The 26943-nt window shown below is 60.5% G+C and carries 25 protein-coding genes; 16 read left to right on the plus strand and 9 right to left on the minus strand.

Annotation, left to right across the window (positions count from 1 at the left end; genetic code table 11):
* Window positions 1-53 precede the first annotated feature (53 nt).
* A complete protein-coding gene (locus tag CLV41_RS14610; RefSeq protein WP_103223161.1) occupies window positions 54-851 on the plus strand; it encodes an alpha/beta fold hydrolase in 798 nt (265 codons plus the stop codon).
* Window positions 852-947: 96 nt separating this feature from the next.
* Window positions 948-1910: a hypothetical protein gene (locus CLV41_RS14615; protein WP_103223162.1), complete on the plus strand. Its 963-nt coding sequence runs from the start codon at window positions 948-950 to the stop codon at window positions 1908-1910.
* Between the two features lie 29 nt (window positions 1911-1939).
* On the opposite strand, the gene CLV41_RS14620 is transcribed toward CLV41_RS14615, so the two are convergent.
* Window positions 1940-3124 (minus strand): NAD(P)/FAD-dependent oxidoreductase, encoded by a 1185-nt coding sequence (locus CLV41_RS14620; protein WP_103223350.1) that lies wholly within the window; start codon window positions 3122-3124, stop codon window positions 1940-1942.
* Window positions 3125-3266: 142 nt separating this feature from the next.
* On the minus strand, window positions 3267-5138 hold the full coding sequence (locus tag CLV41_RS27775; RefSeq protein WP_208987520.1) for a methyl-accepting chemotaxis protein: 1872 nt from the start codon (window positions 5136-5138) through the stop codon (window positions 3267-3269).
* Window positions 5139-5410: 272 nt separating this feature from the next.
* Here CLV41_RS27775 and CLV41_RS14630 point away from each other — a divergent pair, with 272 nt between their 5' ends.
* On the plus strand, window positions 5411-6286 hold the full coding sequence (locus CLV41_RS14630; RefSeq protein WP_235867141.1) for a DMT family transporter: 876 nt from the start codon (window positions 5411-5413) through the stop codon (window positions 6284-6286).
* 23 nt (window positions 6287-6309) lie between these two features.
* Here CLV41_RS14630 and CLV41_RS14635 read toward each other — a convergent pair whose 3' ends face one another.
* The gene (locus CLV41_RS14635) at window positions 6310-7200 is read right to left on the minus strand and encodes a YihY/virulence factor BrkB family protein (protein WP_103223164.1); all 891 of its coding nucleotides are present in this window, start codon (window positions 7198-7200) and stop codon (window positions 6310-6312) included.
* A 162-nt stretch (window positions 7201-7362) separates the two neighbouring features.
* Here CLV41_RS14635 and CLV41_RS14640 point away from each other — a divergent pair, with 162 nt between their 5' ends.
* The 4 genes from CLV41_RS14640 to CLV41_RS27780 all read left to right on the plus strand — a co-directional run bounded on the left by CLV41_RS14640 (window position 7363) and on the right by CLV41_RS27780 (window position 10996).
* Window positions 7363-9051, plus strand: a complete 1689-nt coding sequence (locus CLV41_RS14640; RefSeq protein ID WP_103223165.1) for an acyl-CoA dehydrogenase family protein — start codon at window positions 7363-7365, stop codon at window positions 9049-9051.
* A gap of 437 nt (window positions 9052-9488) precedes the next feature.
* Window positions 9489-9944, plus strand: a complete 456-nt coding sequence (locus CLV41_RS14645) for a host attachment family protein (protein ID WP_103223166.1) — start codon at window positions 9489-9491, stop codon at window positions 9942-9944.
* 53 nt (window positions 9945-9997) lie between these two features.
* The gene (locus CLV41_RS14650; protein ID WP_103223167.1) at window positions 9998-10594 is read left to right on the plus strand and encodes an exopolysaccharide biosynthesis protein; all 597 of its coding nucleotides are present in this window, start codon (window positions 9998-10000) and stop codon (window positions 10592-10594) included.
* Between the two features lie 237 nt (window positions 10595-10831).
* On the plus strand, window positions 10832-10996 hold the full coding sequence (locus tag CLV41_RS27780) for a hypothetical protein (RefSeq protein WP_170107200.1): 165 nt from the start codon (window positions 10832-10834) through the stop codon (window positions 10994-10996).
* 109 nt (window positions 10997-11105) lie between these two features.
* Here CLV41_RS27780 and CLV41_RS14655 read toward each other — a convergent pair whose 3' ends face one another.
* Complete coding sequence (locus CLV41_RS14655) at window positions 11106-11357, minus strand: YMGG-like glycine zipper-containing protein (protein WP_103223168.1); 252 nt, start codon at window positions 11355-11357, stop codon at window positions 11106-11108.
* Window positions 11358-11605: 248 nt separating this feature from the next.
* On the opposite strand from CLV41_RS14655, the gene CLV41_RS14660 reads away from it, so the two are divergent.
* The 3 genes from CLV41_RS14660 (at window position 11606) to CLV41_RS14670 (ending at window position 13406) form a co-directional block, all read left to right on the plus strand.
* Window positions 11606-12604: a PRC-barrel domain-containing protein gene (locus CLV41_RS14660; RefSeq protein ID WP_170107201.1), complete on the plus strand. Its 999-nt coding sequence runs from the start codon at window positions 11606-11608 to the stop codon at window positions 12602-12604.
* A 92-nt stretch (window positions 12605-12696) separates the two neighbouring features.
* Window positions 12697-12945 (plus strand): hypothetical protein, encoded by a 249-nt coding sequence (locus CLV41_RS14665; RefSeq protein ID WP_103223170.1) that lies wholly within the window; start codon window positions 12697-12699, stop codon window positions 12943-12945.
* Window positions 12946-13031: 86 nt separating this feature from the next.
* Window positions 13032-13406, plus strand: a complete 375-nt coding sequence (locus tag CLV41_RS14670; RefSeq protein ID WP_103223171.1) for a YkvA family protein — start codon at window positions 13032-13034, stop codon at window positions 13404-13406.
* A 19-nt stretch (window positions 13407-13425) separates the two neighbouring features.
* On the opposite strand, the gene CLV41_RS14675 is transcribed toward CLV41_RS14670, so the two are convergent.
* Window positions 13426-13896, minus strand: a complete 471-nt coding sequence (locus CLV41_RS14675; RefSeq protein WP_208987521.1) for a hypothetical protein — start codon at window positions 13894-13896, stop codon at window positions 13426-13428.
* 388 nt (window positions 13897-14284) lie between these two features.
* Here CLV41_RS14675 and infC point away from each other — a divergent pair, with 388 nt between their 5' ends.
* The gene (gene infC, locus CLV41_RS14680; RefSeq protein WP_208987534.1) at window positions 14285-14824 is read left to right on the plus strand and encodes a translation initiation factor IF-3; all 540 of its coding nucleotides are present in this window, start codon (window positions 14285-14287) and stop codon (window positions 14822-14824) included.
* 111 nt (window positions 14825-14935) lie between these two features.
* Here infC and CLV41_RS14685 read toward each other — a convergent pair whose 3' ends face one another.
* The 4 genes from CLV41_RS14685 to ppk2 all read right to left on the minus strand — a co-directional run bounded on the left by CLV41_RS14685 (window position 14936) and on the right by ppk2 (window position 19877).
* Window positions 14936-15754, minus strand: a complete 819-nt coding sequence (locus tag CLV41_RS14685) for a response regulator transcription factor (RefSeq protein WP_103223173.1) — start codon at window positions 15752-15754, stop codon at window positions 14936-14938.
* Between the two features lie 130 nt (window positions 15755-15884).
* Window positions 15885-17453: a sensor histidine kinase gene (locus CLV41_RS14690; protein WP_103223174.1), complete on the minus strand. Its 1569-nt coding sequence runs from the start codon at window positions 17451-17453 to the stop codon at window positions 15885-15887.
* 336 nt (window positions 17454-17789) lie between these two features.
* Window positions 17790-18797, minus strand: coding sequence for a Gfo/Idh/MocA family protein (locus CLV41_RS14695; protein WP_103223175.1), 1008 nt, complete (start codon window positions 18795-18797; stop codon window positions 17790-17792).
* A gap of 171 nt (window positions 18798-18968) precedes the next feature.
* Window positions 18969-19877, minus strand: coding sequence for a polyphosphate kinase 2 (ppk2, locus tag CLV41_RS14700; RefSeq protein ID WP_103223176.1), 909 nt, complete (start codon window positions 19875-19877; stop codon window positions 18969-18971).
* 180 nt (window positions 19878-20057) lie between these two features.
* Here ppk2 and CLV41_RS14705 point away from each other — a divergent pair, with 180 nt between their 5' ends.
* From CLV41_RS14705 to CLV41_RS14725, 5 genes are all read left to right on the plus strand, one after another.
* The gene (locus CLV41_RS14705) at window positions 20058-20744 is read left to right on the plus strand and encodes a TetR/AcrR family transcriptional regulator (protein ID WP_328590042.1); all 687 of its coding nucleotides are present in this window, start codon (window positions 20058-20060) and stop codon (window positions 20742-20744) included.
* Window positions 20741-22348, plus strand: coding sequence for a carboxyl transferase domain-containing protein (locus CLV41_RS14710; protein WP_103223177.1), 1608 nt, complete (start codon window positions 20741-20743; stop codon window positions 22346-22348). Before CLV41_RS14705 ends, CLV41_RS14710 begins: the two co-directional genes overlap by 4 nt.
* A 6-nt stretch (window positions 22349-22354) precedes the next feature.
* Window positions 22355-23218: an alpha/beta fold hydrolase gene (locus tag CLV41_RS14715; RefSeq protein ID WP_103223178.1), complete on the plus strand. Its 864-nt coding sequence runs from the start codon at window positions 22355-22357 to the stop codon at window positions 23216-23218.
* Window positions 23219-23282: 64 nt separating this feature from the next.
* Entirely contained in the window at window positions 23283-25280 is a 1998-nt protein-coding gene (locus CLV41_RS14720; RefSeq protein ID WP_103223179.1) for an acetyl-CoA carboxylase biotin carboxylase subunit, read from the plus strand.
* Complete coding sequence (locus CLV41_RS14725) at window positions 25267-26898, plus strand: acyl-CoA synthetase (protein WP_103223180.1); 1632 nt, start codon at window positions 25267-25269, stop codon at window positions 26896-26898. Before CLV41_RS14720 ends, CLV41_RS14725 begins: the two co-directional genes overlap by 14 nt.
* The last annotated feature ends 45 nt before the right edge of the window (window positions 26899-26943 follow it).

Raw genomic sequence — 26943 nt, forward strand, 5'->3', positions numbered from 1 at the left:
CGCGCGGTGCCGTGGCCAAACACACCCGCCAACCCAAGAAATCCCGGAAAGACATGACCGACCTTCGAGCAGCCGCCCCAACTCATCTGCCCTTCCGGGACCAGGAAGCCAACGGAAACGACACAGGTGCTCCCGTTGTCCTGCTGCACGGCTTCGGCGGTGACCGCCAGACTTGGCTGAACATCCAGACCGGTCTGGCCCCGAAAAAACGATCCATCGCCTTCGACCTGCCCGGCCACGGAGAGGCGCTGGACTGGCCGAGGATCGGCAATGCCGGTGTCGCGGCGAAGGCCGTGTCGCAATCCCTGGAGGCGCTCGGACTGACGAGGGTCCATCTGGTCGGTCATTCCATGGGCGGCGCGGTCGCCGCGCTTGTCGCCCTGAGGACGCCGGACATCGCCGCGAGCCTCACGCTGCTGGCTCCGGGCGGCTTCGGTCCGGAAATCAACCACCGGCTCCTGCGCCGCTACGCCGCGGCAACGGATGCGGCTGAAATGGAAACCCTGCTGGAGCAGTTTTTCGGCTGGGAATTCAAACTGCCGAAATTCCTGGCAAAAACCGCCGCTGAAAGCCGCGCCCGGCCGGGCGCCGCCGCGACGCTGCAGGCCGTCGCCGACGAGATCATCGACGTCAATGTGCAAAAGACCCTGCCGAGGGACGAACTTGCGGCCCTGCCCCTGCCGATCAAGGTTATCTGGGGCACCCAGGACCGGGTTCTGCCCACCCGTCAGGCCCACAAATTGCCCGGCATCGTGGCCACGCATATCTTCGAACGTGTCGGCCACATGGCGCACCTGGAAATTCCGAAGGAAGTCACCCGGCTCATACTGCAAAATAGCGGCGTACGGTAACAACCGCTCCTCTACTGGGACAGGTACGGATCCCAGCCAGTTTCGACTGACATGTTTCGGCGGCGGCAGGGCCGCCTGCAATTTTCCGGAGTAACAATGTCGCTCAATATCGCTTCACCTCGCGATGTGATCATCACCGCCGTATCGGGTTATGAACCAAAGCACCTGGCGGTCTGGTACAACTCCCTGAAGGCGGTGGGTTTCAAGGGACGCACGCTCGTTGTCGCCTATGATGTCAGTGAGGCCCTCGTGGAATACATGACCCACATGGGGTCAATTGTTATTACGTTTGATCACGACGAGAAGAAGCGGCGCTACTCCTATTCGCAGCTGAAGGAAGAAATTGAGGATCGCACCGAAGAGGGCAGGATTTACACCGACAGACGCTGGACATGGAACAAGCGCATCCTCAGGTTCAAGGACAAGATCTATGACCGGCGTTTCTTTCACGCCGGTCATCTGGTCAGGAAACGCCTGGAGGCTCTCGGCGAGCCCATTCGCTTCGTTGCCTTCTCCGACAGCAGGGATGTGGTTTTCCAGGGGGAACCGTTCAGCTGGATGGCGGAAAATCTAGCCTCGGACAGGGACCTGCTTGTAGGCGAGGAAAGCATCACGCATCAAGATCCGTGGAATCGCCGCAATGTCCTGAAAACCTACGGTCATCACGCACTCGAACGTGTCGAGAACCAACCCGTGTGCTGCGCCGGATATTTTGCCGGCCGCTATGACGCGATGATGGATTTCATGCTCGCCGTCTACTACTTCGACCAAACCAAACGAAGCGGCGATCAGGCCGCCTTCAACCAGCTTCTAACATTCGCCGGATGGAAAGAAAAAACGGCCAGAGTGAACTGGCAGGTTCCCTGGCTGCTGCATGCGGTCAGCGCGAATGTCAGCCCTCAGGTGAAAAGCTTTTGCATGCCCGCGGACTCCGTTCCGGTATTTGAAGACGGTGTGGTGATGACATCGGACAAACAGCCCTATGCGATTGTCCATCAGTATGACCGCAACAAGGAAATGACGGCCCACTTCCTGGAAAAATTCGGCGAAGTGGAATAGCACCGGCCGTCGTTGATTGCCGCGGGACATCACGCCTCCGGCAGCAGCCCTTCGCGCCAGGTTTCACCGATTACCCGGCGGGCCATCATGTGCGAGCGCGGCGCGTTGATGCTGTCGACGGCGATGAGCTGTCCCGCCTTCAGATACGCGACATAGAATTTATGGTCTTCCGGCGAGCCGACGACGACCGTGTCGTCATAGCCGTCCGAAAGCCCCGCGATCTGCAGCTTGATGTCATACTGGTCGGACCAGAACCAGGGCAGAGGATCGTAATCGACGTCCTGGCCAACCAGCGCCTGCGCCACGATCTTGGCCTGATCGATCGCGTTCTGGACACTCTCCATCCGCACGGAACGCTTGTAGCGGTTGGAATAGAACCGGGTGCAATCGCCCGCCGCGTAAATGTCCGGATCGCTGGTCTGGCCCGAACCGTCCACCAGGATACCGTTGTCGACCTCGACGCCGGCCTCGGCCGCGAGCCCGTCGTTCGGTTCCGCGCCGACGGCAATCAGCACAAGCCCGGCCGGAACCGTCTCTCCGGAGGCCAGCCTGACACCGGTGACTTCGCCGTTGCCCTCAATCGCCTCGATACCCGTGTTGAGGCGCAGGTCTATGCCCTTCGAACGGTGCAGGGTGGTGAAAAAGGCGGACATGGTCTCGCTCACCACGCGTTTCATCGGGCGGTCCTGGGCTTCGATGACGCTCACTTCCTTGCCAAGTCCCCTGGCGACGGCTGCCACTTCCAGACCGATATATCCGGCGCCGATGATCGCAACCCGCGTGCTGTTCGCCAGTCTTTCGCGGATGCTGTCGACATCGGCGATCGAGCGCAGTGTAAGGACGCCCTGTTTGTCGGCACCCTCTATCCGCAGCGAGCGCGCATGGGTGCCCGTTGCCAGAACAAGCTTGCCATAGGGAAGTGTGTCGCCGTTTTCCAGCCGCAGGCGTTTGGTTCCCCGGTCGATCGAAACGACGCGGTTGCCCGGAACAAGATCGATGTCATTGGCGGAGAAAAACGCCGGTGGACGCAGCAAGAGGCTGTCCGCCTCGATTTCTCCGGCCAGATATTTTTTTGAAAGCGGCGGTCTTTGATAGGGAAGATGCGGTTCGTCGCCAATCAGGCGCAGCGGTCCTTCGAACCCGCCCTGACGCAGGGATTGGGCAACTTGCGCACCGGCCTGTCCCGCGCCGATGATGACGATTTCTTCCTGCATTGCGTCCGCCCTCTTCATGCCTGGCTTTCAGCACCGAATAAGTGCGTATGGCCTAACACGAAGTCCGGCGGCCCGCCAGAAGGGCGAATTGCCGCGATGGGACCGCAGGAGAGAATGTTCGCGGCGCGCAGGGGCAGACCGGTCAGGCGCTGCGAACGTCCTGAAGGAACCGGGCGACCTCCTCGCGGATCAGAACGCCCTGCTGGCCGAGGGACTCGGCAAGCTGCTCCACTTCCGAGCTGTTGCTGCGCGCCAGGCTGGCGGCGGAACCGACGGCTTCCATGCGTTCGGCCCCCTCTTCGGAGCGGGCGGAGGCGCTGGAAACGTTGTGGGAGATCGCCTGAACGGCTTCGTCCTGCTGCTCCACAGCTGCCGCAACGGCGGATGCCAGTCCTTCCATATCCGAGATGATCCGGTTCACATCTTCGATTGCCTGAACCGCCTCACCGGAAGATCCCTGGATCGCATCGATCTGCGTTGCGATATCCTCGGTCGCCTTTGAAGTCTGTTCCGCAAGCTGCTTCACTTCCGCGGCCACCACCGCGAAACCCTTGCCGGCCTCACCCGCGCGGGCCGCTTCGATGGTCGCGTTCAACGCCAGGAGATTGGTCTGGTTGGCGATGTCCCGGATGAGACCCATCACTTCGCCGATCCGGTCCGCCGCGCCGGAAAGCTCCTGCATGGTGGTGACGGTCGAGGAGGCGCTCATGACGGCCTGTTTGGCAACTTCCGTCGACCTGTTTGCCTGTCCGGCGATTTCCGCGATGGACGCGGCAAGTTCTTCCGCCGACTGCGCCGCTGATGTCACGTTTTGCGCGGCGGTCTTCACGGCACTCGCTGCCTCGTCTGACTGATCCGCGACGTCATCCGCGGATTGTTCCATGGATTTCGAGGTTTGCCGCAATTCGCCATTCGCCCTGTCCAGACTGTCGAGCGCCTGGGAGACGGTTCCCTCGAAGCGGCCGATCAGGTCGTTGAGCAGGGTAACGCGTTCCTCACGCTGACGGTTTTCAAATGTCTGGGCATCCGCGAGTTGGACGCGTTCAAGCGCGTTGTCGCGGAAGACCTGAACCGTCCGGCTCATGGAAGCCAGTTCCGTATTGCCGGCCACCTCGGGAAGATCGAGATCGGTGTGCCCATCGGCCAGCGCCTCCATCGCGGCCTGCAGCCGGGTCAGCGGGCGGGCGATCGACTGTCCGATCAGCAAGGCGATGGCGGGAAGCAGGACCAGCAGGCCGAGAATCGTACCGCCGATCGCGAAAGCAGCGATAGAGCGGGCTGTTTCCAGCTGCTGGTCCGCCTGTGTCATGATCGTATGCGCCGCCTCGTTCAGGGTGGCGATATGCGGGGGGACCAGTTCGAACAAGTTCTCCAGCAGGTCGGCATATTCGGCTTTTTGGGTCATCGCGGTGGTGTATTCGTCGAACGTGGCCTTGTACGCGGCCATGTTGTCGGCCAGCTCTTTCTTGATCGCGTCGGAGATATAAACCTTTTTCAGCAGCTTCTCGAAAGCGGCGAACTCGGAGCCGAAAATCTCCACCGAATGCGGCGTGTTGTTCAAGGTGAACTCTTTTTCCGCGAGCTGCACGGCGAGGATTGCACGCGCCAGTTTCTCGAAATCCGGCCCGCCACCGAATTTCATTTCTTCCTGTAGACGAATTTTCACCGCCCCGGCGGTTTCGTTCAGGACGGCCAGGTAGCCCTGGGTGCCGTCGTAACCGATCTTCTTCTGGACCGCGTCGAGCAGATCGAACGCACCTCCCGTTCCCTCCAGCGTGTCCTTCACATCCGCGACCTGGGTCGAATGGGCGGCGGCAACCGGGTTGGCGGAAATGCTTTCCAGAATCTTGTTCGCCAGAGCGAGTTTTGTCCCGAAGGCTTCAACCTCGCCGGGTGAGGGCGCGATAAGATAGCGTTCCTCGACAGACAGAAGGGAACCCCCGGCATCGGACAGGCTCGCGACCTGTTCGGCGAGAGTTGCGCTTGCTCCCATGCGGGCGAAAGCGGTGTTCACCTCATTCTGGCTCCAGAAAAACACGGCCCCTATTGCCAGAAGGCCGACAATGGTGAATAGGCTGAGCGAGAGAATTCTGACTTTGACCGATAGTCTGGACAAAATTTGAAATGATGGTTGCGTACCTATGGTCACCAGCGTATGCCCCTAAACACCTGAGTATCAGCCTCCAGAGTCGAGGAAAATCACCAATTTCCGGTTAATGACTCACCGCCGTCCCATCCGGAAAACTGCCCAATTTTCCGGCATTTATCCTCCTTTTGAGGCAAATTTTGAAATTCCTTGCCAAATCCGCTCCGGCAATCTTCGTACTGTTGTGGTCCACCGGCTTCATCGGTTCGAAACTTGGCGCACCCTATGTCGAACCGATGGTGTTTCTGACCGTGCGATTCGCCGCGGTCGTGCCGGTCCTGATTTTCCTGGCCCTGACGCTTTCAAAGTCCTGGCCGAAATCGCCCGCCGCCATTTTCCACTGCATTGTCGCCGGAATGCTGGTTCACGGGATTTATCTCGGCGGTGTTTTCTGGGCGATCAAACAGGGTATGCCGGCCGGCTTGTCCTCGATCGTTGTCGGCTTGCAGCCGGTCCTGACGGCCATGATGGCGGTTCTGGTTCTTGGGGAAACCGTTTCGAAAAGACACTGGCTTGCCATGGCTATCGGCGCTGCCGGTCTGGCTCTGGTTCTCGGCCCGAAATTCGACCTGAGCGGAACCGGCATCACCATCGCGACCGTCACCGTCGTCCTTGGCGGTGTCTTCGCGATCAGTTTCGGCACGGTCTACCAGAAACGCTTTGTCGTAAAGACGGATCTTCTCGCGGCAACCGTCTGGCAATATGTCGGCGCCCTGCTGGTGACGGCACCGCTCAGCCTCCTCGAAACCTGGCGGATCACCTGGTCGGGCGAATTCATTTTCGCCCTGGTCTGGCTGATTCTGGTTCTGTCCGTGGGCGCCATCCTGCTTCTGATGCTGCTCATTCGCCAGGGCGCCGTTTCAAGGGTCGCCAGCCTGTTCTATCTGGTTCCTGTCGCAACGGCGGTCGAGAGTTATTTTCTCTTCGGGGAAACGCTGACCCTGGTGCAGATTGCCGGCATGGCCCTCGTCGTCAGTGCTGTCCTGACGATCCGGCGGCCGTCCGCAAGGTCCTGATTCGCCCGGACCAAGCCGAGCCGTCAGCCTTCGGATGCCCCGCGTGAGACCACCCGCATCTGCTTGCGCAGGACAAGCTGCCGCTGGCGGGAGATCGCCGCGTTCAGCTCGCCGCCGAGGATGAAGACCAGTGCGCAGATATAGAGAAAAATCATCGCGGTCATGATGCCCGCAAGCCCGCCATAGGTGGAGACGTAGTTGGCGAAACTCGCCAGGTAGGCGCCAAAGACGCTGCCCGCGACAATCCACATGACCAGGGTTGCGACCACCCCCGGCCAGAGGTCCCTAAAGGTCCTGTGTCCAGAGGGAAGCTGCCAGTGTGTGATAAACAGGCCGATAATCAGCAGGGAACCCGCCAGCGTGTATCTGGCCACATTGATCGAGAGCAGAAAGGGGTCGATCGCCGGCACGTAAGTCTTCAGCGCTTCCAGTGCCAGCGGCGCCAGAACCACAAGAAACGTGTAGGCAAGCAAAATGCCCGCGCCCAGCAGAACCAGTCCCAGGGATTGCAGCCTTAAAAGAACGATCGAGCGGTGTTCCTGTTGCCGGTAGGCGCGGTTCAGCGCGGTACGAAGCGCCTCCACACCGTTTGAGGAGAACCACAGGGCGGCAACGGCGCCCAGGGTCAAAAGGTCTCCGCGCCGGACCGTCAGGACATTCTGGACTTCGCGCGCAAGCGGTGCGGCGACGCTTTCCGGCCAGGTATCGAAAATGAGTTGGGAAACCGTATCGGCAGCCCCGGTCAGTCCGAGAAAGGCCGCGAGCGACGCTATGAAAATCAGCAGTGGAAAAATGGCGAGAAGGCCGGAGAGGGCAACATGGCTGGCCATGGCGAACCCGTCATCGCGGGCGAAATGGCCGATGGCGTCTTTCAGGACGGCGTAAATCACCAGGGCTGCAAGGCGGAGACTCATGCTCCGATGTGGCCTTGCTCCAGCGGACTAGTCAAGAGCCTACGGCGAAATCCGCCCCCTCCAAAAGGTGGAGAAATTCCGCCTCGACAAATCCGGGTGTGCGACGCAACATAGCTTCAACAACAAGCGCCAGGGCGCAATAAATGAAAACGGAGAACGCCAATGTCCCCTGCAGCCATCAAGGAGGCGGAAACGCCGGAGAACCTGTCGGAACACACGGCTGCCGCCGTCGCCACCCTCGACCGCCTGCTTGACCTTGCAGCGCAGCGTGTGCGCGCGGAAGTGACCAAAGACGGCCGCATCTCCTCGCAACGGATGGAAGAGGAACAGCGGGCCACACATGGGCTCGCCTGGCTGGCAACCTATGTGCACTCCCTGCGCCAGCTCGACGCCTATGCCAGGCGCCTCAAGGAGGAAAGCCGCTACGGCGCGCTGGAGGACAGGATTGTCCGGCTTGGATTCGCCGAATTTCTGGCACAGATTTTCGGTGGCATCCCGATGAACCAGGGAGAAATGGTCCGTCTTGCGGACCTGGGCATCGCCCACGACGAGGCCGGATCCTTCCGCACGGCCGAAGTGGAAACCCTGATCCGGGAAGGCAACACACCGGAAATCCGCCGCGAAATCACGCAGCTTATCCGCGATCAGGCAGGCCACTCGACATTCGGCGACCCCGGCCTGGACGAGACGATGGAGCAGATCCGCAACGAGATGCGGCGCTTCGCGCAGGACACCGTCGTTCCTCATGCCCATGAGTGGCACCTGAAAAACGAATATATCCCATTCGAAGTGGTGGATCAGATGTCCGAAATGGGTGTTTTCGGCCTGACCATACCGGAGGAATATGGCGGACTCGGTCTCGGCAAGGAAGCCATGTGCGTCGTCTCCGAAGAACTGTCTCGCGCCTATATCGGCGTCGGGTCCCTCGGCACCCGGTCGGAAATCGCCGCCGAACTGATCCTGTGCGGCGGCACGGAAGACCAGAAACAGCACTGGCTGCCGAAAATCGCCTCCGGCGAAATCCTGCCGACGGCGGTGTTTACCGAGCCGAATACCGGCTCCGACCTCGCCTCGCTCAAGACCCGGGCCGTGAAGGACGGCGAGGTCTGGAAAATTTCCGGCAACAAGACCTGGATCACCCATCCGGTGCGCGCCGACATCATGACGCTGCTGGCCCGCACCAACCCGGAAGAACCCGGCTACAAGGGACTTTCCATGTTCATCGCGGAAAAACCGCGCGGCACGGATGAGGACCCTTTTCCGGCCGATGGCATGAGCGGCGGCGAAATCGAGGTGCTCGGCTATCGCGGCATGAAGGAATACGAGATCGCCTTTGACGGATTTGAGGTGAAGGGAGAAAATCTCCTCGGTCAGGTGGAGGGAGAGGGCTTCAAGCAGCTCATGCAGACCTTCGAGGGTGCCCGCATCCAGACCGCCGCCAGAGCCCTGGGCGTCGCCCAGTCGGCGCTCGATCTCGGCCTGCGCTATGCGGAAGAACGCATCCAGTTCGGCAAGCCGCTGATCGAATTTCCGCGTGTCGCCGACAAGCTGGCGATGATGACCACCGAACTGATGATCGCCCGCCAGCTCACCTATTTTTCCTCCTGGCAGAAGGATTCCGGCAAACGCTGCGACCTGGAGGCGGGCATGGCCAAACTGCTGGGCGCGCGCGTTGCATGGGCAGCCGCAGACAATGCCCTGCAGATCCATGGCGGCAACGGCTTCGCGCTGGAATATCCCATTTCCCGGGTCCTGTGCGATGCCCGTATCCTGAATATTTTCGAGGGCGCGGCCGAGATCCAGGCCCAGGTGATCGCCCGCCGGCTTCTGGAGACCCGGGGCAACGCCTGAAACTCAGGGGCCTGAAACGCACGGGCATGAAACGCACGGGGAGGCGCGTGCCGCCTCTCCCCGATGTATGATCGGGCGCGGATCATTTCGGCGGTTTCGTCTTTTCGGTAACTCGCCTTTCCGGTAAACCGGCGAGCGCCACAACGATTGCCGCTGTCGTGCCCATGATCACGATGGAGACAGGCAAGCCAGGAAGTTGAGGTCGGACTCGGGCTGGATCCGGTCAAGCATGACAGGTCCACGGATCTCCACACCGTTCATTCCCTCTGACAGGCCAACTGTCCGGCGGCTGAGCGGTTCCTGATTGACAATACTTTCAATCCTCCGAAGATTATCCGGCGATCTGATCGACACCGGCAAGAGCGGACATCCCTGGAACGGATTGGCTCTTCCCCCGTTGATCAGTCAAGCTGGTCTGAAATACGAGGAGATTGGATATGAGCGGAACCATCCGGTTGAAACACGGCGGTTGGGTTGTTGTCGCGGACGGCGCCAAGGCGCTATTCCTGCGCAACGAAGGTGACGAGAAATTCCCGAACCTCGAGATCTTCAAAAAGGAAGAGCAGGACAACCCGCCCAACCGCGACCAGGCCTCCGACCGGCCCGGCCGCAAGAGCGACGGGCCGCAGGGTCACCGGAGCGCCGTGAGCGAAACCGACTGGCATCAGCTGGCGGAGGACAACTTCGCCGCCGATCTCGCGGACATTCTCTACAAGCGCGCCCACAAGGGCGACTTCGAGGAAATGGTGCTTGTCGCCGCTCCCTCCGTTCTCGGCCAGATCCGAAAGGAACTGCACAAGGAGGTCAATGACCGGATCATTGCCGAAATTGACAAGGATTTGACGAACCACCCGGTGGACAAGATTGAAAAACTCGCCCTGGGCGGCTCCTGAGTCCGGTCAGGCGGGAACGTTCACAACATCGAAGGGGACCGGAGGCAACAAGCTTGAGCGAGACGAACGACGATCAGGAAAGTTACCGGTCCCTGACCCGGATCATCGACCGCACGACGGACGTGGCCCGGCGCGAAGAGGTTTCGGTCGCAAATCTCCTGTCCGCCTTCGGCCAGGCTGGATTTGCGCCGCTGCTGTTCATTCCGGCGCTTGCGGTCGTCACCCCTCTCAGCGGCATTCCGGCTTTCTCGTCTCTTTGCGGCATCATGATTTTCCTGATCGCCACTCAATGGCTGACCGGCCGGGAAGATATCTGGATGCCCTCCTGGCTGACCCGCCGCTGCATCAGCGGCGGGAAGCTGAAGGTGGCAATGAGCAAAATGCGTCCGCTCGCAGCCTGGTTGGACGGTCATTCGCGCAAACGCCTGCGGTTCCTGTTCCATCGGCCGTTCCGCTACCTGTTGCCGCTTGCCTGCATGATCCTCGGCGCATCCATGCCGCTGTTGGAGCTTGTGCCGTTTTCCTCTTCGTTCTTCGGCGCCGCCATCTGCCTTATAGCTGTTGCACTGATCACCCGGGACGGGCTCTACGCCCTGATCGCCCTCTTGCCGGTTGGCGGCGCAGTGTGGGCGGCAATGGCGATTTTTTAAATCGCCTCGCTGTCCTGATTGAGCGCTTCGAGCCCCGCACGGCACTCGGCTCAATGCATGCCCCGGACCTTCTTTCCCTTCACGCTTGAGCGAATTTTTGCACGGCACCCCAGCCAGAGGGCCGCGTCAGGCTCCGATTGAATCTGGAACAAGTGGGGCCCTGACGCGTTTGCGAGCGGTATGGAAACGTCAAGCTTCCCTGAAGTTTATTCGTTCAAATCTCAAGCGAGGAATAAAATGACCTATCATCAAACTTCTTCCGATGAGGAAGGCCGGACCGTTCTGAATAAAACCGACGCCAGGCAGGGTCGTGCACCGCACCAGGTCCGCTACGTGCTGGGGTTCGGCCTGACAGGCGCGATTCTGGCACTGGCAGCTGTGGTGTTTTTCTTCGCGTACTGACGGTTCCGAGTACGGTCGCGCAGCAATTACCCGGTCCGCGGACCTTATATCGAGGCCGCGAGCCGGGTAAATTCTTCAATGCAGGGGACGACCCGTCCCCGATATCGCCTTACCGGCAGCTCGCGACATATTCGCGGCCGTAAGCATCCCTGTAGATGCATTTGCCAGGTTCGGTCGCCCGTCCCACAAGAGCGCCGGCAGCCGCGCCCACTGCGCCGCCCACAAGCGCACCTTGCGTACTGCCTGAGACGGCAGCACCGACGGCGGCACCGGAAGCTCCACCGATCACGGCACCTTTTTGCGTGTTGTTGCAGGCAGTTAACCCGAGCAGGGCAACCGAGACAAGAACGGCTTTCAACATTTGAATCTCCCTTGTTGTTGCACAGGTAAACAACGGCAGCGGTTTGCAATGGTTCCCATATGAAGGCGTCTTCCTCGGTCCGGTGCGACCGGTTTCGGTGACGTGGCGACGGAACTTCTTTTTCGGCGAAACGTTCTCCCGGTGTCGGCAGGCCGCGCCGAACCGGCGACCGACCGAGGTCCACCATCCCGTGATGGATGAGCCGACCGTGCGGCCCGAACACAAAGAACAAACAGGGATACCTAATCATGATCCGGAAGTTTCTTGCCACAACCGCTCTCACCGCCGTAGTCGCGGCGGGCGCCGCTTATGCCGGGGACACCCGAACAGACGCGGGCATGACCGGGGATCGCACCGCACCGGTTTTCGAACGCTTTTCCGACAAGCCCTCCGACTACAATGTCGGCGGTTACCTGGAGACCTCGGAGAGCCAGGTGCTGGCCACCACCCTGATTGGCAAGTCGATCTACACCCGGCTCGGCGACGACGCCGAAGTGGTTGGCGACGTGAATGACATGGTCATGTCCGGAGACGGCAAGGCCGAGGCCGTTGTTGTCGGCGTCGGCGGGTTCCTGGGCCTGGGCGAAAAACAGGTGGCCGTGTCCTTCGAGCGCCTGTCCCTCTCGGAAATCGACGGCGTTACCTGGCTGACGATCGACAGCACCCGCGAAGAGCTGGAAAACGCGCCCGAATTCGACCGCGATATGATCGTGGGCAAGGCGGGACCGGAACAGGCTCTTTCCGAAAATTACGATCAGACTACCCAGCTCACGAACGGCGCCCTGCCGTCGACAGCGCCTGCGGCGGATCCCGTTGTAGAGGCGGCTCAGGCGGATAGACAAACGAAAGCTGACGATAACCTGGGCGTTGCGGAAGCTCCGGCGCTCCAGGGCGGCAATCAGTCGACAGGCGACGAAAGAATGTCCGTCGACCAGACATCCGTCTCCGTCCAGGACCTGATCGGAACGGTTGTCATCGGTGCCGACCAGGAGCAGCTCGGCGAAATCAGCGACATCATCCTCGGAGCGAAAGAGGACACCGTGAAGGCCTATCTGGTGGATGTCGGCGGTTTCCTCGGGCTGGGTGAAAAGCAGGTGGCGTTCGCCGCCTCCGGTCTGGACATCTACAAGGATGAAACCGGTACGATGCATATCTATTCCTCCGTCACCGAGGAGAAGCTTGAATCCGTGCCCGAATACGACGAACAGGCGTTCCGCATGAACCCGGATGCCGTGCTCGTGAAATAATCCGCTCAGGCGTGGGTGCCGGCAAACCGGCACTCACGCTTGTCTGACCGGCAACGGCGGCCCCGACGGGGCGCCCTTCCAAGGAGAAAATCATGACCAGCGGAATAAATGAACAGATCGCCGGAATACTGAAGGACGAGTCCCGCAGCAAGGAAGACCGGATTTCCGAACTTCTCACCATGCGCGAGGACGCCCGTGCCCTGCAGCGCGCCGGAACCGAAAGCCCGATGGTGAACGAGGATCAGACCTCTTCAGGACTTCGTGAGATCGATGTGGCGCTGGAAAAGCTCGGGCATAACTCCCTGCAGGACGCGGACGAGAAAAGCGCGGCGACCCTCTGACTGCGGGTCGTTAAAGGCTCGCGAAGTTGAACGTCTTGCCCCGAGGCCCTATGTTATGCGAGCGCAAAACAATCGCGGGAAACGACATGGATACGACATTCGAGGACCTGGGGTCCGATCCTGAATTCCTCGGTCCGGAAGAAGACCAGCGACGGACCATCCGGAAAAAGCTGCTTGCCACGGCGCGCAAGGCGATCCGTCAGGTTCCCTTCATGGAAGATATCGTCGCCGGATATTATTGTGCAATGGATCCGGCGACGCCAGTCAAGGTGCGCGCGTCATTTATCGGCGCGCTCGCCTATTTCGTCATGCCTATCGATGCGGTTCCCGATTTTCTGATCGCAATCGGCTTCGGAGACGATGCGACGATCCTGTTGGCTGCGATCGCCATGATCCGCGCGCACATGCGTGAAGACCATTACCAGGCAGCCCGCGAAGCGCTGAAAGACGGCGACCTGTAACCTTTCAGGCCTGTCAGTTTCACCTCTTCCCGGCCGGTCCGTTTCCACCGTGCCATGCGCCCGACGTCCTGCCGGCGATCAGCCAGTATACGGCGCCCGCGAGAAACCCTGCGGCCAGGACGACCGGGCTTCCCGGTCTCCAGTCTGTCGTGCCGGTCCCGGATCCGAGTGTCCAGATCAGGAACGCGATGGCCCCGGAAGCGGCGACGTGAAAGACGAAACTCCGCAGGCGCACGCCTTCCGCAATGACGATCAGCACGGCCGCGGGCACCAGGACCGTGGCCCCTATGACGCTCGCGCCGACAAGGCCCGATCCGGCCATGGCGGCAAAGGCGACCGGGTCCTGATCGGGATGGGCCGCGCGGAAAAAGCCCCAGGCAAGAAACAGCCCGCAAGCTATGAGGGCAAAAATGAAGCCGCAAACAATCCTGAGGAGCTGCAACAGAAGTTTTCCGCCGTCCAAAGCCTGTCCTTCCTTGAAATTGGGCACGTTGCCCTTACTTGACCCCTTATCCTGCGCATTACAACAGCGCTCGCGATTGCCGGATTTGAATGGGAGCGCTTTTACCCTGAATCCGCTCCTGCTCGGCCAAACGGGTCCGGGAAACGCGAAAACCGCCGATTTCGGTTGACTTTTCGACGGTTTCGCAGGACCTTGGAAGTTGGCGTTAGGACTTGCGCAACAAGCACCTTGGTACATGAGTTCCGAGGTTTTTTGTGTATGTGGAGAGCCAGATTCCAGAGCATCCCGCATCCGTACGGATACGGACAAGATGCTTCAGGAGAGTGAATTCGGGCAAGTTTTCCGCGATCAGGCACATTCGCCTGCCTGCGGTTTGTTCCGACGCCGTGTTGAAACGATAGAGGAGATTGCGACCATTCGCCGTCCATTCCGCGCCCCGCCTCCCACTAAGGAAGGCCCGCGCACGAACCAAGAAATTCGCGTTCGCGAAGTCCAGTTGATTGATCACGAAGGCGCCAACCGCGGCGTCATACTGACAGAAGAAGCGATGGAAATCGCAACGGAAGCAGGGTTGGATCTCGTAGAAATCCAGCCGCACGCCAATCCGCCCGTCTGCAAGATCCTGGACTACGGCCGGTACAAATACCAGGCTCAGAAAAAAGCTGCCGAAACCCGAAAGAAGCAGAAGGTCGTCGAGATCAAGGAGATCAAGATGCGCCCGAACATCGACACTCATGATTATGAAGTGAAGATGAAGAGCATGCTGCGTTTCTTCGGCGAAGGTGACAAGGTGAAGGTCACGCTCCGCTTCCGGGGCCGGGAAATGGCACACCAGGATCTGGGCATGAATCTTCTGCACAAGGTTCGTGAGGAAACCGCTGACATTGCCAAGGTTGAATCCTCGCCGAAGCTGGAAGGTCGTCAGATGGTGATGATCCTGGCGCCGATCAAATAGGCCGACCAGGTTTTCAAGCCTCTTCAAAACCCCGCTTCGGCGGGGTTTTTTAATGCCTTCATGAGATCGTTCGCGCGAAAATCCGCGGCCGGTGTGCCCGTGGCGTGCCCGTCAGGCTTTCATGCGGCGCATCAGCAGCTTGAAGACCTCGATCGGCGGATAGGGATATTCGATCGTATCGCTGATGCCCGCGTCTTTGATGCAGGTGCGCTGTTCCTCCGACAGCTTGGGGGGCGCCAGCAGGACCGAAATGCCTTCCCAGTCCTTTCCGATGTCATCGGTGACATACTTGAGGTAATAATGAACAACCTTACTGTAGACGATAAACAGGATATCCGTTGTGCTGAGTGAAAAGCTGCGTTTTACGAGCTGGTCTTCGGAAATCACTGAAACGGCGCAGCCGAGTTCGTTGAGTGCTTTCAGTATCGGTTGAACGGAATTCGGATTCTGGGCAATGAAACTTACGCGCAATTCCTCCGACGTCGCTCTCTGCTTCTGGATTGCATTGTAGATGCGGCGAAGTTTGATCTGGTTCTGCTTCTTGATGCGCAGGACCTGTCCAAGATTCGCCTCCACGGTCGCCAGCAGAAGATCATAGTCGACAGGCTTGGTCAGATAGTCATCCACCCCCAGCCGCTTGCCTTCAATCAGGTCGTCGCGCGTTGCCTTGGCGGTGAGAAAGATAACCGGGACGTCGTTCAGGCCGGGCCGGTTGGCCCGGATATGCGTCAACAGCCCGGGACCGTCCAGTTTCGGCATCATCATGTCACTGATGATCAGATCCGGTTTCTCGGTTTCCAGGATCTCAAGGGCCACCTGACCGTTTTTCGCCGTCAGCACCTCGTAATTTTCGTCTTCAAGTTCCTCCTTCAGGTCGTGAAGGAGCATTTCCTCGTCTTCGACGCACAGTATCCTGGCAACTTTTGACATGCGTGTTCCGTTCGTAATCCAAATGTTGTTTTCAACCGCGAAGAAAAGCCCGCCTGAAGCACCGTAGAGTCGATAAACACTTCAGCTTCCAACTGGTTCCCCAACTGGTTCCATTGAAAAGTGGAACCACCTAGCTTGCCTTTGCCTGAGCAAGTGTGGCCTGGTGGCTTATCACCGGAAGAGACAAGGTGACGGTCGTACCTTTTCCGACCTCACTTTCGACGTGGATATTGCCACCGTGTTTCTGCACGATCATTTTCGTCAAGTTGAGACCGATGCCCGTACCGGCAATGCCGCTGGAGGTTGACGCGCGAAAATAACGGTTGAAGATCTTGGAAATTTCCTCCCGGGGAATCCCCACACCTTCATCCCGCACCGAGATCACCGCCTTGCCGTCCATTTCCGAGCCGATCACGGCGATCGTCGATTGCCCGGACGAATATTTGACGGCGTTCGACATCAGGTTCGAAATGCCCTGTTCGATCAGCTTTTTATCCAGATCCATGAAGTCCGGAAGACTTTCCACGTCGATCTGGAAATTGTGATCCCTCGCGATGCATTCCTGACGCTTGCACACTGAAAGGACCAGTTCACGCAGCGAAACGCTTTGCCGTTCTATTTCCATCCCGACGGACTGGGACTGGGAGAAATTCAGAAAGCGGTCGATGAGATACTGCATCCGTTCCACCGAATCCCGGATGTTTCCAAGCCGCTCAACGAGCGCTTCGGGCTTCAATCTTTCCGCTTTCCGCAATATCCGCTGTGCATTGCTGTCGATGATCGCCAGCGGCGTCCTGAATTCGTGGGATGCCATCGAGACGAATTCACGCTGCATCTCGTTCAGCTCTTTTTCTTTTCTCAAATGCCGGACAAGCTCGTCCGTGTGGCTCTGCAGCACGGCGTGCTGCTCCTTGTAGGAAGAGATGTCCGAATAGACAGCCAGCAGTCCGCCGTCTTCCGTTCTGGTCCGCGTGATTTTATACCATTGCCCATCGGGAAACTGGCGTTCCGTCCACATGCTCTGACTATCGGCGAGCTCGTCGAGATCCCGGTCCGGTTCGTCGGGGAAAACGGAATGAATCACTTCGCTGACATGGGCTTTCCTTGCCAGACACGCCGGCAGTTGCGGATAGATTTCGAACATCTTGTTGTTGGCAAGAACCACCCTGCCTTGCGCGTCAGTCACGGCAAAGCCGTCCTTGATGGCGTTTATCGAACTGCGAAGCAGGTCTCGATTGGCACCCAGTTCGCGTGACCGCTCATCCAGCGAGCTCTCCAACCGGTCCCGCGCCTCCTTGAGGGCCTTTTCCTGCTCATGTTCGGCTGTAACGTCGGTATAGGTCGTGATGAATCCGCCGCTTTGGACAGGGGTTCCCTGAATACGAAGGATCCTGCCGTCCGGCCGGGTGCGGATGAAGTCATGTGGAAGAAACAGTCGGGCGAGGTCGAGGCGTTCCTGCACGAGTACGTCCGCGTCTCCCGGACCGTAGTCGCCGCGTTCCGCATTGTAGCGAAACACGTTTTCAAGTCTCGGGTCATCCTTCAGGATGCCTTCGGGCAATTCAAGCAGGTTCAACGCCGTCTCGTTGATCATGACCAGGTTGAGATCGCGATCAATGATTGAAATTCCGTGATGAGCTGACGAAACAAGGCATTCGAGCAGCTCCGCCGGATCGAAATCTCTGCGAATGAAATGCATCGGCTTTTCTGCAAGCTCCCGTTCGATGAAACGATCTGAACGGCCTCACCGTGGAGCGGCGGAAATAATAAAACGTAAACTTCAGATCGAATTATACTTGAGAAGCATAATATCAATACGTTATAAGCAAATTTTACGATGCATATTTTGTTAAATTACGTTGAATTATCTATAGTAATCATGGCAATATTTACAATACAGTCGGCAAAACATGCTTCTCCAGACAAAAACATCTCAAGGACATCCGCCTGAATCGGCAGGAATCCGTTGCGAGGAGGCAGCCGACACGACCTCGCACTGTCCCAGCCAGGGCACGCGAGTGCCCCGCCGGTACAATCAGCTGACCGCAACCCAGCCGCCCTGTTCGGCGGACGCAAACAAGGCGTCCAGGACCTTCATGTTCCGGACGGCATCTTCCGCACCATAGGGCAGTGGAGCCTCACCTTTGATCGCCCGGCCGAAAACATCGGCGAGTTCGGCATACTGGTCACAGGGCGCGATGGTCTCGGACCGCATCGCCCCATCTCCGTGGACCGACCCGTCGTCCAGGCGGATAGTGACGGCTTCGCCTTGCGGGGCATTCACGGGAATGACGATCTCTAGACGTTTTTTTGTGCCGACAAGCTGGAAGCGCTGATAGGGAACAAGCTGGGTCGAGACAATGAAGTTCAAATGACGTCCCTGCCCGAAATCCAGCAGCGCGCTGGTCGTCCGGTCGGTGCCGAACTCCGGATCCCGGTCGATCAGCGACACAACGCGCTCGGGTTCGCCATCGAAGAAATACCGGCCGGCCAGCATGGTGTAGCAGCCGATATCGTAGAGCGCCCCTCCCCCGATATCGGCCATGTTGCGGATATTGGCCGGATCGTCATTGAAATAGCTGAAGAAGGCCTGGATCGCCTTCAATTCACCCAGCTCACCGGAGCGGACGATCTCGCGGGCCCTGATCCATTGCGGGTGCGCGCGCACCATGAAGTTCTCCGCCACAAGCCTGTCCTTCGGCAGGTCGAGAAGCTGCGCGGCCTCGCCTGCTGTCAGGGCAATCGGCTTCTCGCACAGGACATGCTTGCCCGCCTTGACGGCCTGCACCGTCAGCGGCACATGCAGGTGGTTGGGAAGCGGATTGTAAATGGCGTCGATTTCCGGATCGGCCAGCAGCTCTTCATAGGATCCGTAGGCCTTGCCGACACCAAGCTTGTCCGCAGCTTCACCGGCCTTGGCCTTGTCCCGGGAAGCGATGGCATGGACGACGCCGGTTTTCGAGCGCTGGATGCCCGGAATAACCTTTTCGATCCCTATCCTGGCGGTCGAAACGATCCCCCAGCGAATTTTCGTGCTGTCCATAGTGACTTCCTCCCACATTTTTTGAGGCACGCCCCTCAGATGGCACATAAGAAAGACCCACCGCAAGGGCGGCGGTGGGGCAAGCAGTATCGATACAGGCCAGAGCCCCTTCCCCCTTGTGGGGAACTGAGACTTGTGCCCCCACTTCCTCCCGGGCCGACTCCCGAAGCCTCAGAATTTCTGCGGAACGTAGAGATGCTCCGGCAGAACCTTGCGCTCGTAATCCGGATTGAAGCGGCGTTCCGGCAGGGTGATCGGGTCGTGGGGCACTTCCTCGTAAGGCAGCATGGACAAAAGATGGCTGATGCAGTTGAGGCGCGCCTGCTTCTTGTCGTTGCCCTCGACGATAAACCACGGTGCTTCGGGAATGTTCGTCCGCTCGAAGGTTTCTTCCTTGGCCTTGGTATAGTCCTCCCAGCGCACGCGGGACTCCAGGTCCATTGGCGACAGTTTCCACTGTTTCAACGGATCGTGGATGCGCATCAGGAAGCGCAGCTGCTGCTCTTCGTCCGTGATGGAAAACCAGTATTTGACCAGCTTGACACCGGAGCGCACCAGCATGCGTTCGAATTCCGGCACGTCGTTGAAGAATTGCTCGACCTGATCCTCGGAAGCGAACCCCATGACCCGCTCCACGCCGGAACGGTTGTACCAGGACCGGTCGAACAGAACCATTTCACCCGCAGCGGGAAGATGCGGCACATAGCGCTGGAAATACCACTGGCTCTTCTCGCGCTCCGTCGGGGCCGGCAGGGCGACGACACGGGCGATGCGCGGATTGAGACGCTGGGCGATACGCTTGATCACGCCTCCCTTGCCGGCCGCATCCCGGCCTTCGAAGATGACGACGATCTTTTCTCCCGTGTGCTGCACCCAGTCCTGGAGCTTGACCAGTTCCGACTGCAGGCGCAGCAACTCGTGAAAATAGGTGCTCCGGTCGACCGGTGATTTATGCCTCTTGTCGGAAATGAAGGCCAGATCCTTGGCGATCAGATTGTCGTCGATCTCCATTTCCAGTTCTTCGTCGAGACTGTCCGCCCATTCGGCCTCGACCCAGGTCTTCGCGCTATCGTCGCTCATCAATCGTTCCTTTTGAAAAACAGGAGGCTTCGTCCCACTGACTGTGAACAGCTTATCCATGAAAGTTTTTTGACAATCGCCAAAGTTCGCCACCCATTATATCGCACCGGTACGAATTCACGTCGAAACCTTCTTGCAAATGAACGAACGTTCATTTACTTTCTTGCTCGGGAGGACGGGATGGCAACCAGCGCCGCGAAAACACACGACCGGGCTATGGCCCCGGGGCAGGCCGGCTCTCAGGCTGGCTCCCGGACTAGGCCCCCGACGCGCGCCAAGGGTCAGGAAACCGCGGAACGCGTGCGCAAGGCCGCCCTGAAGCGTTTTGCCGCGTCCGGCTATGCGGCCGTCTCCATGCGCGAGATCGCTTCCGATGTCGGCGTCCGGCCCGGCGCGCTCTACAACCATTTCCCGACCAAACAGGACATCCTGAAAGACCTGATGCTGTCGCATATGGCCGACCTTCTGGCTGCCTGGGAGGCTTCGGACCTTCCCGGGGAAACGGATCCGCTGGAGCGCTTCGTGCGCTTTCACATCCGCTATCACCTGGAGAGGGCGGACGAGGTGTTCATCTCCTATATGGAGCTGCGCAACCTGGAGCCCGAGAATTTCCGGATCATCGAGGCCGAGCGCCGCCGCTACGAAGCCCTGCTGACAGACATTCTGGAAAACGGCAGATCGGCCGGCCGCTACGCGGCCGAGGATCCGAAAGTCACCACCCGTGCGATCATCGCCATGCTGACCGGCATTCCGGCCTGGTATCGCGAAGGCGGCCGCCTGTCGGAACGGGACATCGAAGAGCTTTATCTTGACCTGGTGCGCAAGGCCGTCGCGCCGGAAATCCCACACGGAGACCGGATGGCATGAGCATCCTGAAATCGAGCCTGTCGCCGAGAAGCGACCAGTTTGCGGCCAACAGGGCCGCTCACGAGGCGGCAATGGAGACCGTGAAGACGGCTGCCCAGGTCGCGCTGGACGGCGGCGGCGAGGCCGCCCGCCAGCGCCATGTCTCACGCGGCAAGATCCTGCCGCGTGAGCGCGTCTCGCGTCTGCTTGATCCCGGCTCGCCCTTCCTCGAGGTCGGCATGCTGGCGGCCCATGAGATGTATGACGGCGCGGCGCCTTCAGCCGGCATGATCGCCGGTATCGGCCGGGTGGAAGGTCAGGAGGTGATGATCCTCGCCAATGACGCCACCGTCAAAGGCGGCACCTACTATCCCTTGTCGGTCAAGAAGCACCTGCGCGCCCAGGAAATCGCGGCGGAGAACAACCTGCCCTGCATCTATCTGGTCGACAGCGGCGGCGCCAATCTGCCCAACCAGGACGAGGTCTTTCCCGACCGCGACCACTTCGGGCGGATCTTCTTCAATCAGGCCAATATGTCGGCGAAAGGCATTGCCCAGATCGCGGTGGTGATGGGCTCGTGCACGGCGGGCGGTGCCTATGTGCCGGCCATGTCCGACGAGACCATCATCGTCAAGAACCAGGGCACCATCTTTCTCGCCGGCCCTCCCCTCGTCAAGGCCGCCACGGGCGAGGAAGTAACCGCGGAAGATCTCGGTGGCGGCGATGTGCACACGCGCCTTTCCGGCGTCGCCGATCATCTCGCCCGCGACGATGCCCATGCCCTCGCGCTCGCCCGCCGTTCCATCGCCAGTCTCAACCGGGTGAAATCCACTTCGCTTGCCCTGCGGACGCCGGAAGACCCGCTTTACGACCCGGAGGAAATTCTCGGTGTCGTTCCCGCCGACCTCAAGACCCCCTACGACATCCGCGAGGTGATCGCCCGCGTTGTCGACGGTTCCCGCTTCGACGAGTTCAAGGCGCGCTACGGCACGACGCTGGTCTGCGGCTTTGCCCATATTCACGGCATGCCGGCCGGCATCATCGCCAACAATGGCGTCCTGTTCTCCGAAAGCGCGGTCAAGGGCGCGCATTTCGTCGAACTCTGCTCCCAGCGCAAGGTGCCGCTGATTTTCCTGCAGAACATCACCGGTTTCATGGTCGGCCGCAAATATGAAAGCGGCGGCATCGCCAAGGATGGCGCCAAGCTGGTCACCGCCGTCGCCACCACCTCCGTGCCGAAGATCACCATGCTGGTCGGCGGTTCCTTCGGTGCCGGCAATTACGGCATGTGCGGCCGCGCCTTCGGTCCGCGCTTCCTGTGGACCTGGCCGAATTCGCGCATTTCCGTCATGGGCGGCGAACAGGCCGCCGGCGTGCTCGCCACCGTCCGCCGCGACGGCATCGAGCGCAAGGGCGGCACCTGGGCTCCGGATGAGGAACAGGCCTTCAAGCAGCCGATCGTCGACCAGTTCGAGGAACAGGGGCACCCGCTCTACGCCACCGCCCGGCTGTGGGACGACGGCATCGTCGACCCGCGCAAGACCCGCGATATCCTTGGCCTGTCCCTGTCGGCGGCGCTCAATGCGCCGATAGAAGACACGCGCTTCGGCTTGTTCAGGATGTGAGGACGGATGACAAACTGGCTGACACCCGAAACGTTCGATTTTCAGGGCCACACGATTCGCTGGGGCAGCCTCGGCGAGGGAGCACCTGTGGTGCTCATGCACGGCACGCCCTTCTGGTCTTGCGAATGGGCCCGGTTGGCGCCCTTGCTGGCCACCGAACGCAAGGTCTACTTTTTCGACATGCTCGGCTACGGCAACTCCGACCGGCCCGCCGGCGACGTCTCCCTTGGCGTTCAGAACCGGTTGTTCGCGGCCCTGGCCGACCACTGGAACCTGACGCTACCGGACATCGTCGCTCACGATTTCGGAGGGGCAACGGCGCTGCGTGCCCATCTGATCGACGGCATTGACTACAACAGCCTGACACTGATCGATCCTGTCGCTGTCCGGCCCTGGGGGTCGCCGCTGGTGCAACATGTGAAACATCACGAAGCCGCCTTTGCCGGAATGCCGGGCTACATGCACGAGGCCATCCTGCCCGCTTATCTTCAGTCGGCCATGAAGCGCAAGGCGACCCGGGAGACGCTCGCCCCTTACGCGGATCAATGGCTCGGCGAGGAGAAACAGGCCGCATTCTACCGGCAGATCGCGCAAATGGACCAGCGCTATACAGACGAGGTTCAGGATCTTTATGCCCGGATCCGCTGCCCGGTGCGGATCCTTTGGGGAGAAGACGATGAATGGATCCCGATCGAGCGCGGACGCGAATTGCACGCCATGATTCCGGGATCCGAATTCATTCCGGTTTCCGGCGCCGGCCACCTGATGCAGGAAGATGCGCCCGAAGCGATCGCATTTCATGTCCAGGCCTTTCTGAAGGCAACCGGCAGGAAAGGCCGTCAGGAAAGGGATGTGAGCCCATGTCCCTGACAAAACCCCATGGCGGCAACGTTACCAGCTTCGAAGCCGACGCGCTCGGGAGGGCGGACAACTGATGTTCAACAAGATCCTCATCGCCAACCGTGGCGAAATCGCCTGCCGGGTCATGGCGACCGCGAAAAAACTCGGCATCGGCACGGTGGCCGTCTATTCCGACGCCGACGCCGGAGCAAAGCATGTCGCCATGGCCGACGAGGCCTACCGCATCGGCCCCGCGCCCGCCGGTGAGAGCTACCTGAAGAGCGACAGGATCATCGAGGCCTGCCGGCGCAGCGGTGCGCAGGCCGTTCATCCGGGCTACGGCTTCCTGTCGGAAAACCCGGATTTCGTCGATGCGCTGGAAAACGCCGGTATCGCCTTCATCGGCCCCAGCGCCTTTTCCATCCGTGCGATGGGCCTGAAGGATGCCGCCAAGACCCTGATGCAGAAAGCCGGCGTTCCGGTGGTGCCGGGCTATCACGGCGACAATCAGGACGCGGACTTTCTCAAACTCCAGGCTGGCCGGATCGGCTATCCCGTGCTGATCAAGGCGCGCGCCGGCGGCGGCGGCAAGGGAATGCGCCGTGTCGATGACCAGAAGGATTTCGTCGAGGCCCTCAGGGGCGCTAAGCGCGAGGGCGAGGCGAGCTTCGGCGATGGACGCGTGCTCATCGAGAAATATCTCACCATGCCGCGCCATATCGAAGTCCAGGTCTTTGGCGACAGCCACGGCAACGCGGTGCATCTGTTCGAGCGCGACTGCTCGCTGCAGCGCCGCCACCAGAAGGTGATCGAGGAAGCTCCGGCCCCCGGCATGCCGGAAGACATGCGCCTCGCCATGGGGGAAGCCGCCGTAAAAGCGGCAAGAACGATCGACTATTGCGGCGCGGGCACCATCGAGTTCATCGCCGATGTCTCCGAGGGCCTGAGGGCCGACCGCTTCTATTTCATGGAAATGAACACCCGCCTGCAGGTGGAGCATCCCGTCACCGAGATGATCACCGGCGAGGATCTGGTCGAATGGCAGCTCCGGGTCGCCTCCGGCGAAGCCCTGCCGAAGACCCAGGAAGAATTGTCCTTTGACGGCTGGGCCTTCGAGGCCCGCCTTTATGCAGAGGACGCGCCGAAAGGCTTTCTGCCCGCCATCGGCACACTGGAGCATCTTGTGCTTCCCGAGAGCACCGCCAGGGTCGACAGCGGCGTGCGGGCCGGTGATGATATCACCCCCTATTACGACCCGATGATCGCCAAGGTGATCGTGCACGGCCCCACCCGTGAGGCCGCGCTCGGCAAGCTGCTCGCCAGCCTTGAAAAAACGGAAGTGGCCGGCTGCGTCACCAACGCGGCCTTCCTCGCCGCTCTCTGCCGCCACGAGGGCTTTGCCGGCGGCGACGTCGATACCGGCCTGATCGACCGTAATCTGGCCAGCCTCATTGCCGAGCCGGAGGTTCCCGACGATGCCATTGCAATGGCCGCGCTCACCGCCCTTGGCCTCACCAGGCCCGTGACGGGGACCGACCCGTTCGGGACCCTGGCCGGATGGCGGATCTGGAGCGCCTCGCGGCAATTCGCACTGCTGGAGATCGCCGGCGAAAAGCGGGATGTGGAAGTCCATGCGCTCGCGCCGCGCCGCTTCGCGGTTCACCTTGAAAACGGTATCCGCGAATATGTCCTGGTCAGCGCGGCGGACGGCGCCTGCCTCTATGAATGTCAGGGCCACCGGGCCCGTACGGTCGTCGTCGAGGGCCAGAAGGGACTGACCGTCTTCCTGAACGGCCATGCCTTCACCATCGGACTGCCGGATGCGCTCAGCGCCAATGAAGACGCCGCCGCGGCCGGAGACCAGCTCATCGCGCCGATGCCCGGCCTCGTCAAGGTGCTCACGGCCAGGACGGGCGACACGGTCAAGAAGGACCAGCCGCTGTTGATCCTGGAAGCCATGAAGATGGAACACACGCTGAAGGCACCCCGCGACGGGGTGATCGGCGAGGTTCTGGTATCGGAAGGCGAGCAGGTCACCGATGGCACCATTCTTCTCGCTCTTGCGGAGGAGGCCGGCGATGCTGCCGCCTGAGTGCCGGAGCTACGAGGACCTCGTGCGGGACTTTGCCTGGGATATCCCGGCAAGGTTCAATATCGGTGTCGCCATCTGCGACGCCTGGGCCGAACGCGACCCGGGCCGCGAAGCGCTTGTCTATGCGCAGGAGGACGGTGACACGGTCAACTATTCCTATGGCGACCTGAAACGGCTGTCGAACCGGCTCGCCAATCTTCTGGCCGCCCGGGGCGTCCGGCCCGGTGACCGGGTAGGCGTCCTCATGCCGCAAAGACCGGAGACCGCCTTTGCCCATATCGCCGCGCTGAAGCTCGGCGCGATCACCATTCCGCTCTTCACCCTGTTCGGCGAGGAAGCGCTGGAATACCGGCTGAACGATTCCGGAGCGAAAGCGGTCATAACGGATTTCAGCGGCGCTGAAAAACTCGAAAAGATCAGAAGCCGTCTTCCCGCCCTGACGACGATATTCTGCGCCGATGGCGAATGCCCGGGCGCGGAGGACCTTGCCGCGCACATGGCCGGCCACGAGGAAACCTTCAAGCCATTCGACACGGGCCCGGACGACCCGGCAATCATCATCTACACCTCCGGAACCACCGGCCAGCCCAAGGGCGCCCTTCACGGCCACCGGGTGCTGCTCGGCCACCTGCCCGGAGTGGAAATGAGCCACGATTTTCTCGGCCAAAAGGGCGACCGGATCTGGACGCCCGCCGACTGGGCCTGGATCGGCGGCCTTCTGGATGTGCTCATGCCCGCGCTCTATCTGGGCGTTCCGGTGGTCGCCTGCAGGTTCAGGAAGTTCACTTCCGAAGCCGCCTTCCGGCTGCTTCAGGACCAGAAGATCCGCAACACCTTCCTGCCGCCCACCGCTCTCAAGATGATGCGCCAGATAGCCGATCCCGAACAGCGCTGGGAACTGAACCTGCGCTCCGTCGCCTCGGGCGGCGAAACGCTCGGCGAAGAATTGATCGACTGGGGCCGCAAGACCTTCGGCCTGACCATCAACGAGTTCTACGGCCAGACCGAATGCAATATGGTGGTCTCCAGTTGCTCAAGGCTCATGGAAGCCCGGCCGGGCGTCATGGGCAAACCGGTTCCCGGACACAGGGTCAGCATCGTCAGCGATGCCGGTGAGGAACTGGCCGAGGGAACGCACGGCAACATCGCCGTCAGCCGTCCCGACCCGGTGATGTTTCTCGGCTACTGGAACAATAGCCAGGCAACGGAAAGGAAATTCGCCGGCGACTGGCTTTTGACCGGCGACACCGGCCTGCGCGACGAAGACGGCTGGATCCGCTTCATCGGCCGCGACGACGATGTCATCACCTCTTCCGGCTACCGCATCGGCCCGGGCGAGATCGAGGACTGCCTGATCAGACATCCGGCCGTGGCGATGGCCGGCGTGGTCGGCAAGCCGGACGCGCGGCGCACGGAGATCGTGAAGGCCTATGTGGTGCTGAAAGGCGGCATCGAGCCGTCGGACGAGCTCGCCGAGGAGATCGCAGCCTTCGTCAAGACCCGTCTCGCCGCCCATGAATATCCGCGCGAGATCGACTTCGTCGACACCCTGCCCTTGACCACGACGGGCAAGGTCATCCGCCGCGACCTCAGGGCCCGCGCGGAGCGTGAACAATGATCGGCCTCTCTCCGCCCCGTCATTCCCGACATCGGTGTGAGCGCG

It is taken from the genome of Roseibium marinum, from assembly GCF_002906165.1.
Lineage (GTDB): Bacteria > Pseudomonadota > Alphaproteobacteria > Rhizobiales > Stappiaceae > Roseibium > Roseibium marinum.

Coding starts and splice junctions, on each gene's coding strand:
- CLV41_RS14610 (WP_103223161.1), top strand. CDS start 54: ATGACCGACCTTCGAGCAGCCGCCCCAACTCATCTGCCCTTCCGGGAC.
- CLV41_RS14615 (WP_103223162.1), top strand. CDS start 948: ATGTCGCTCAATATCGCTTCACCTCGCGATGTGATCATCACCGCCGTA.
- CLV41_RS14620 (WP_103223350.1), bottom strand. CDS start 3,124: ATGCAGGAAGAAATCGTCATCATCGGCGCGGGACAGGCCGGTGCGCAA.
- CLV41_RS14635 (WP_103223164.1), bottom strand. CDS start 7,200: ATGAGTCTCCGCCTTGCAGCCCTGGTGATTTACGCCGTCCTGAAAGAC.
- CLV41_RS14640 (WP_103223165.1), top strand. CDS start 7,363: ATGTCCCCTGCAGCCATCAAGGAGGCGGAAACGCCGGAGAACCTGTCG.
- CLV41_RS14645 (WP_103223166.1), top strand. CDS start 9,489: ATGAGCGGAACCATCCGGTTGAAACACGGCGGTTGGGTTGTTGTCGCG.
- CLV41_RS27780 (WP_170107200.1), top strand. CDS start 10,832: ATGACCTATCATCAAACTTCTTCCGATGAGGAAGGCCGGACCGTTCTG.
- CLV41_RS14655 (WP_103223168.1), bottom strand. CDS start 11,357: ATGTTGAAAGCCGTTCTTGTCTCGGTTGCCCTGCTCGGGTTAACTGCC.
- CLV41_RS14660 (WP_170107201.1), top strand. CDS start 11,606: ATGATCCGGAAGTTTCTTGCCACAACCGCTCTCACCGCCGTAGTCGCG.
- CLV41_RS14665 (WP_103223170.1), top strand. CDS start 12,697: ATGACCAGCGGAATAAATGAACAGATCGCCGGAATACTGAAGGACGAG.
- CLV41_RS14670 (WP_103223171.1), top strand. CDS start 13,032: ATGGATACGACATTCGAGGACCTGGGGTCCGATCCTGAATTCCTCGGT.
- CLV41_RS14685 (WP_103223173.1), bottom strand. CDS start 15,754: ATGTCAAAAGTTGCCAGGATACTGTGCGTCGAAGACGAGGAAATGCTC.
- CLV41_RS14690 (WP_103223174.1), bottom strand. CDS start 17,453: ATGCATTTCATTCGCAGAGATTTCGATCCGGCGGAGCTGCTCGAATGC.
- CLV41_RS14695 (WP_103223175.1), bottom strand. CDS start 18,797: ATGGACAGCACGAAAATTCGCTGGGGGATCGTTTCGACCGCCAGGATA.
- ppk2 (WP_103223176.1), bottom strand. CDS start 19,877: ATGAGCGACGATAGCGCGAAGACCTGGGTCGAGGCCGAATGGGCGGAC.
- CLV41_RS14705 (WP_328590042.1), top strand. CDS start 20,058: ATGGCAACCAGCGCCGCGAAAACACACGACCGGGCTATGGCCCCGGGG.
- CLV41_RS14710 (WP_103223177.1), top strand. CDS start 20,741: ATGAGCATCCTGAAATCGAGCCTGTCGCCGAGAAGCGACCAGTTTGCG.
- CLV41_RS14715 (WP_103223178.1), top strand. CDS start 22,355: ATGACAAACTGGCTGACACCCGAAACGTTCGATTTTCAGGGCCACACG.
- CLV41_RS14720 (WP_103223179.1), top strand. CDS start 23,283: ATGTTCAACAAGATCCTCATCGCCAACCGTGGCGAAATCGCCTGCCGG.
- CLV41_RS14725 (WP_103223180.1), top strand. CDS start 25,267: ATGCTGCCGCCTGAGTGCCGGAGCTACGAGGACCTCGTGCGGGACTTT.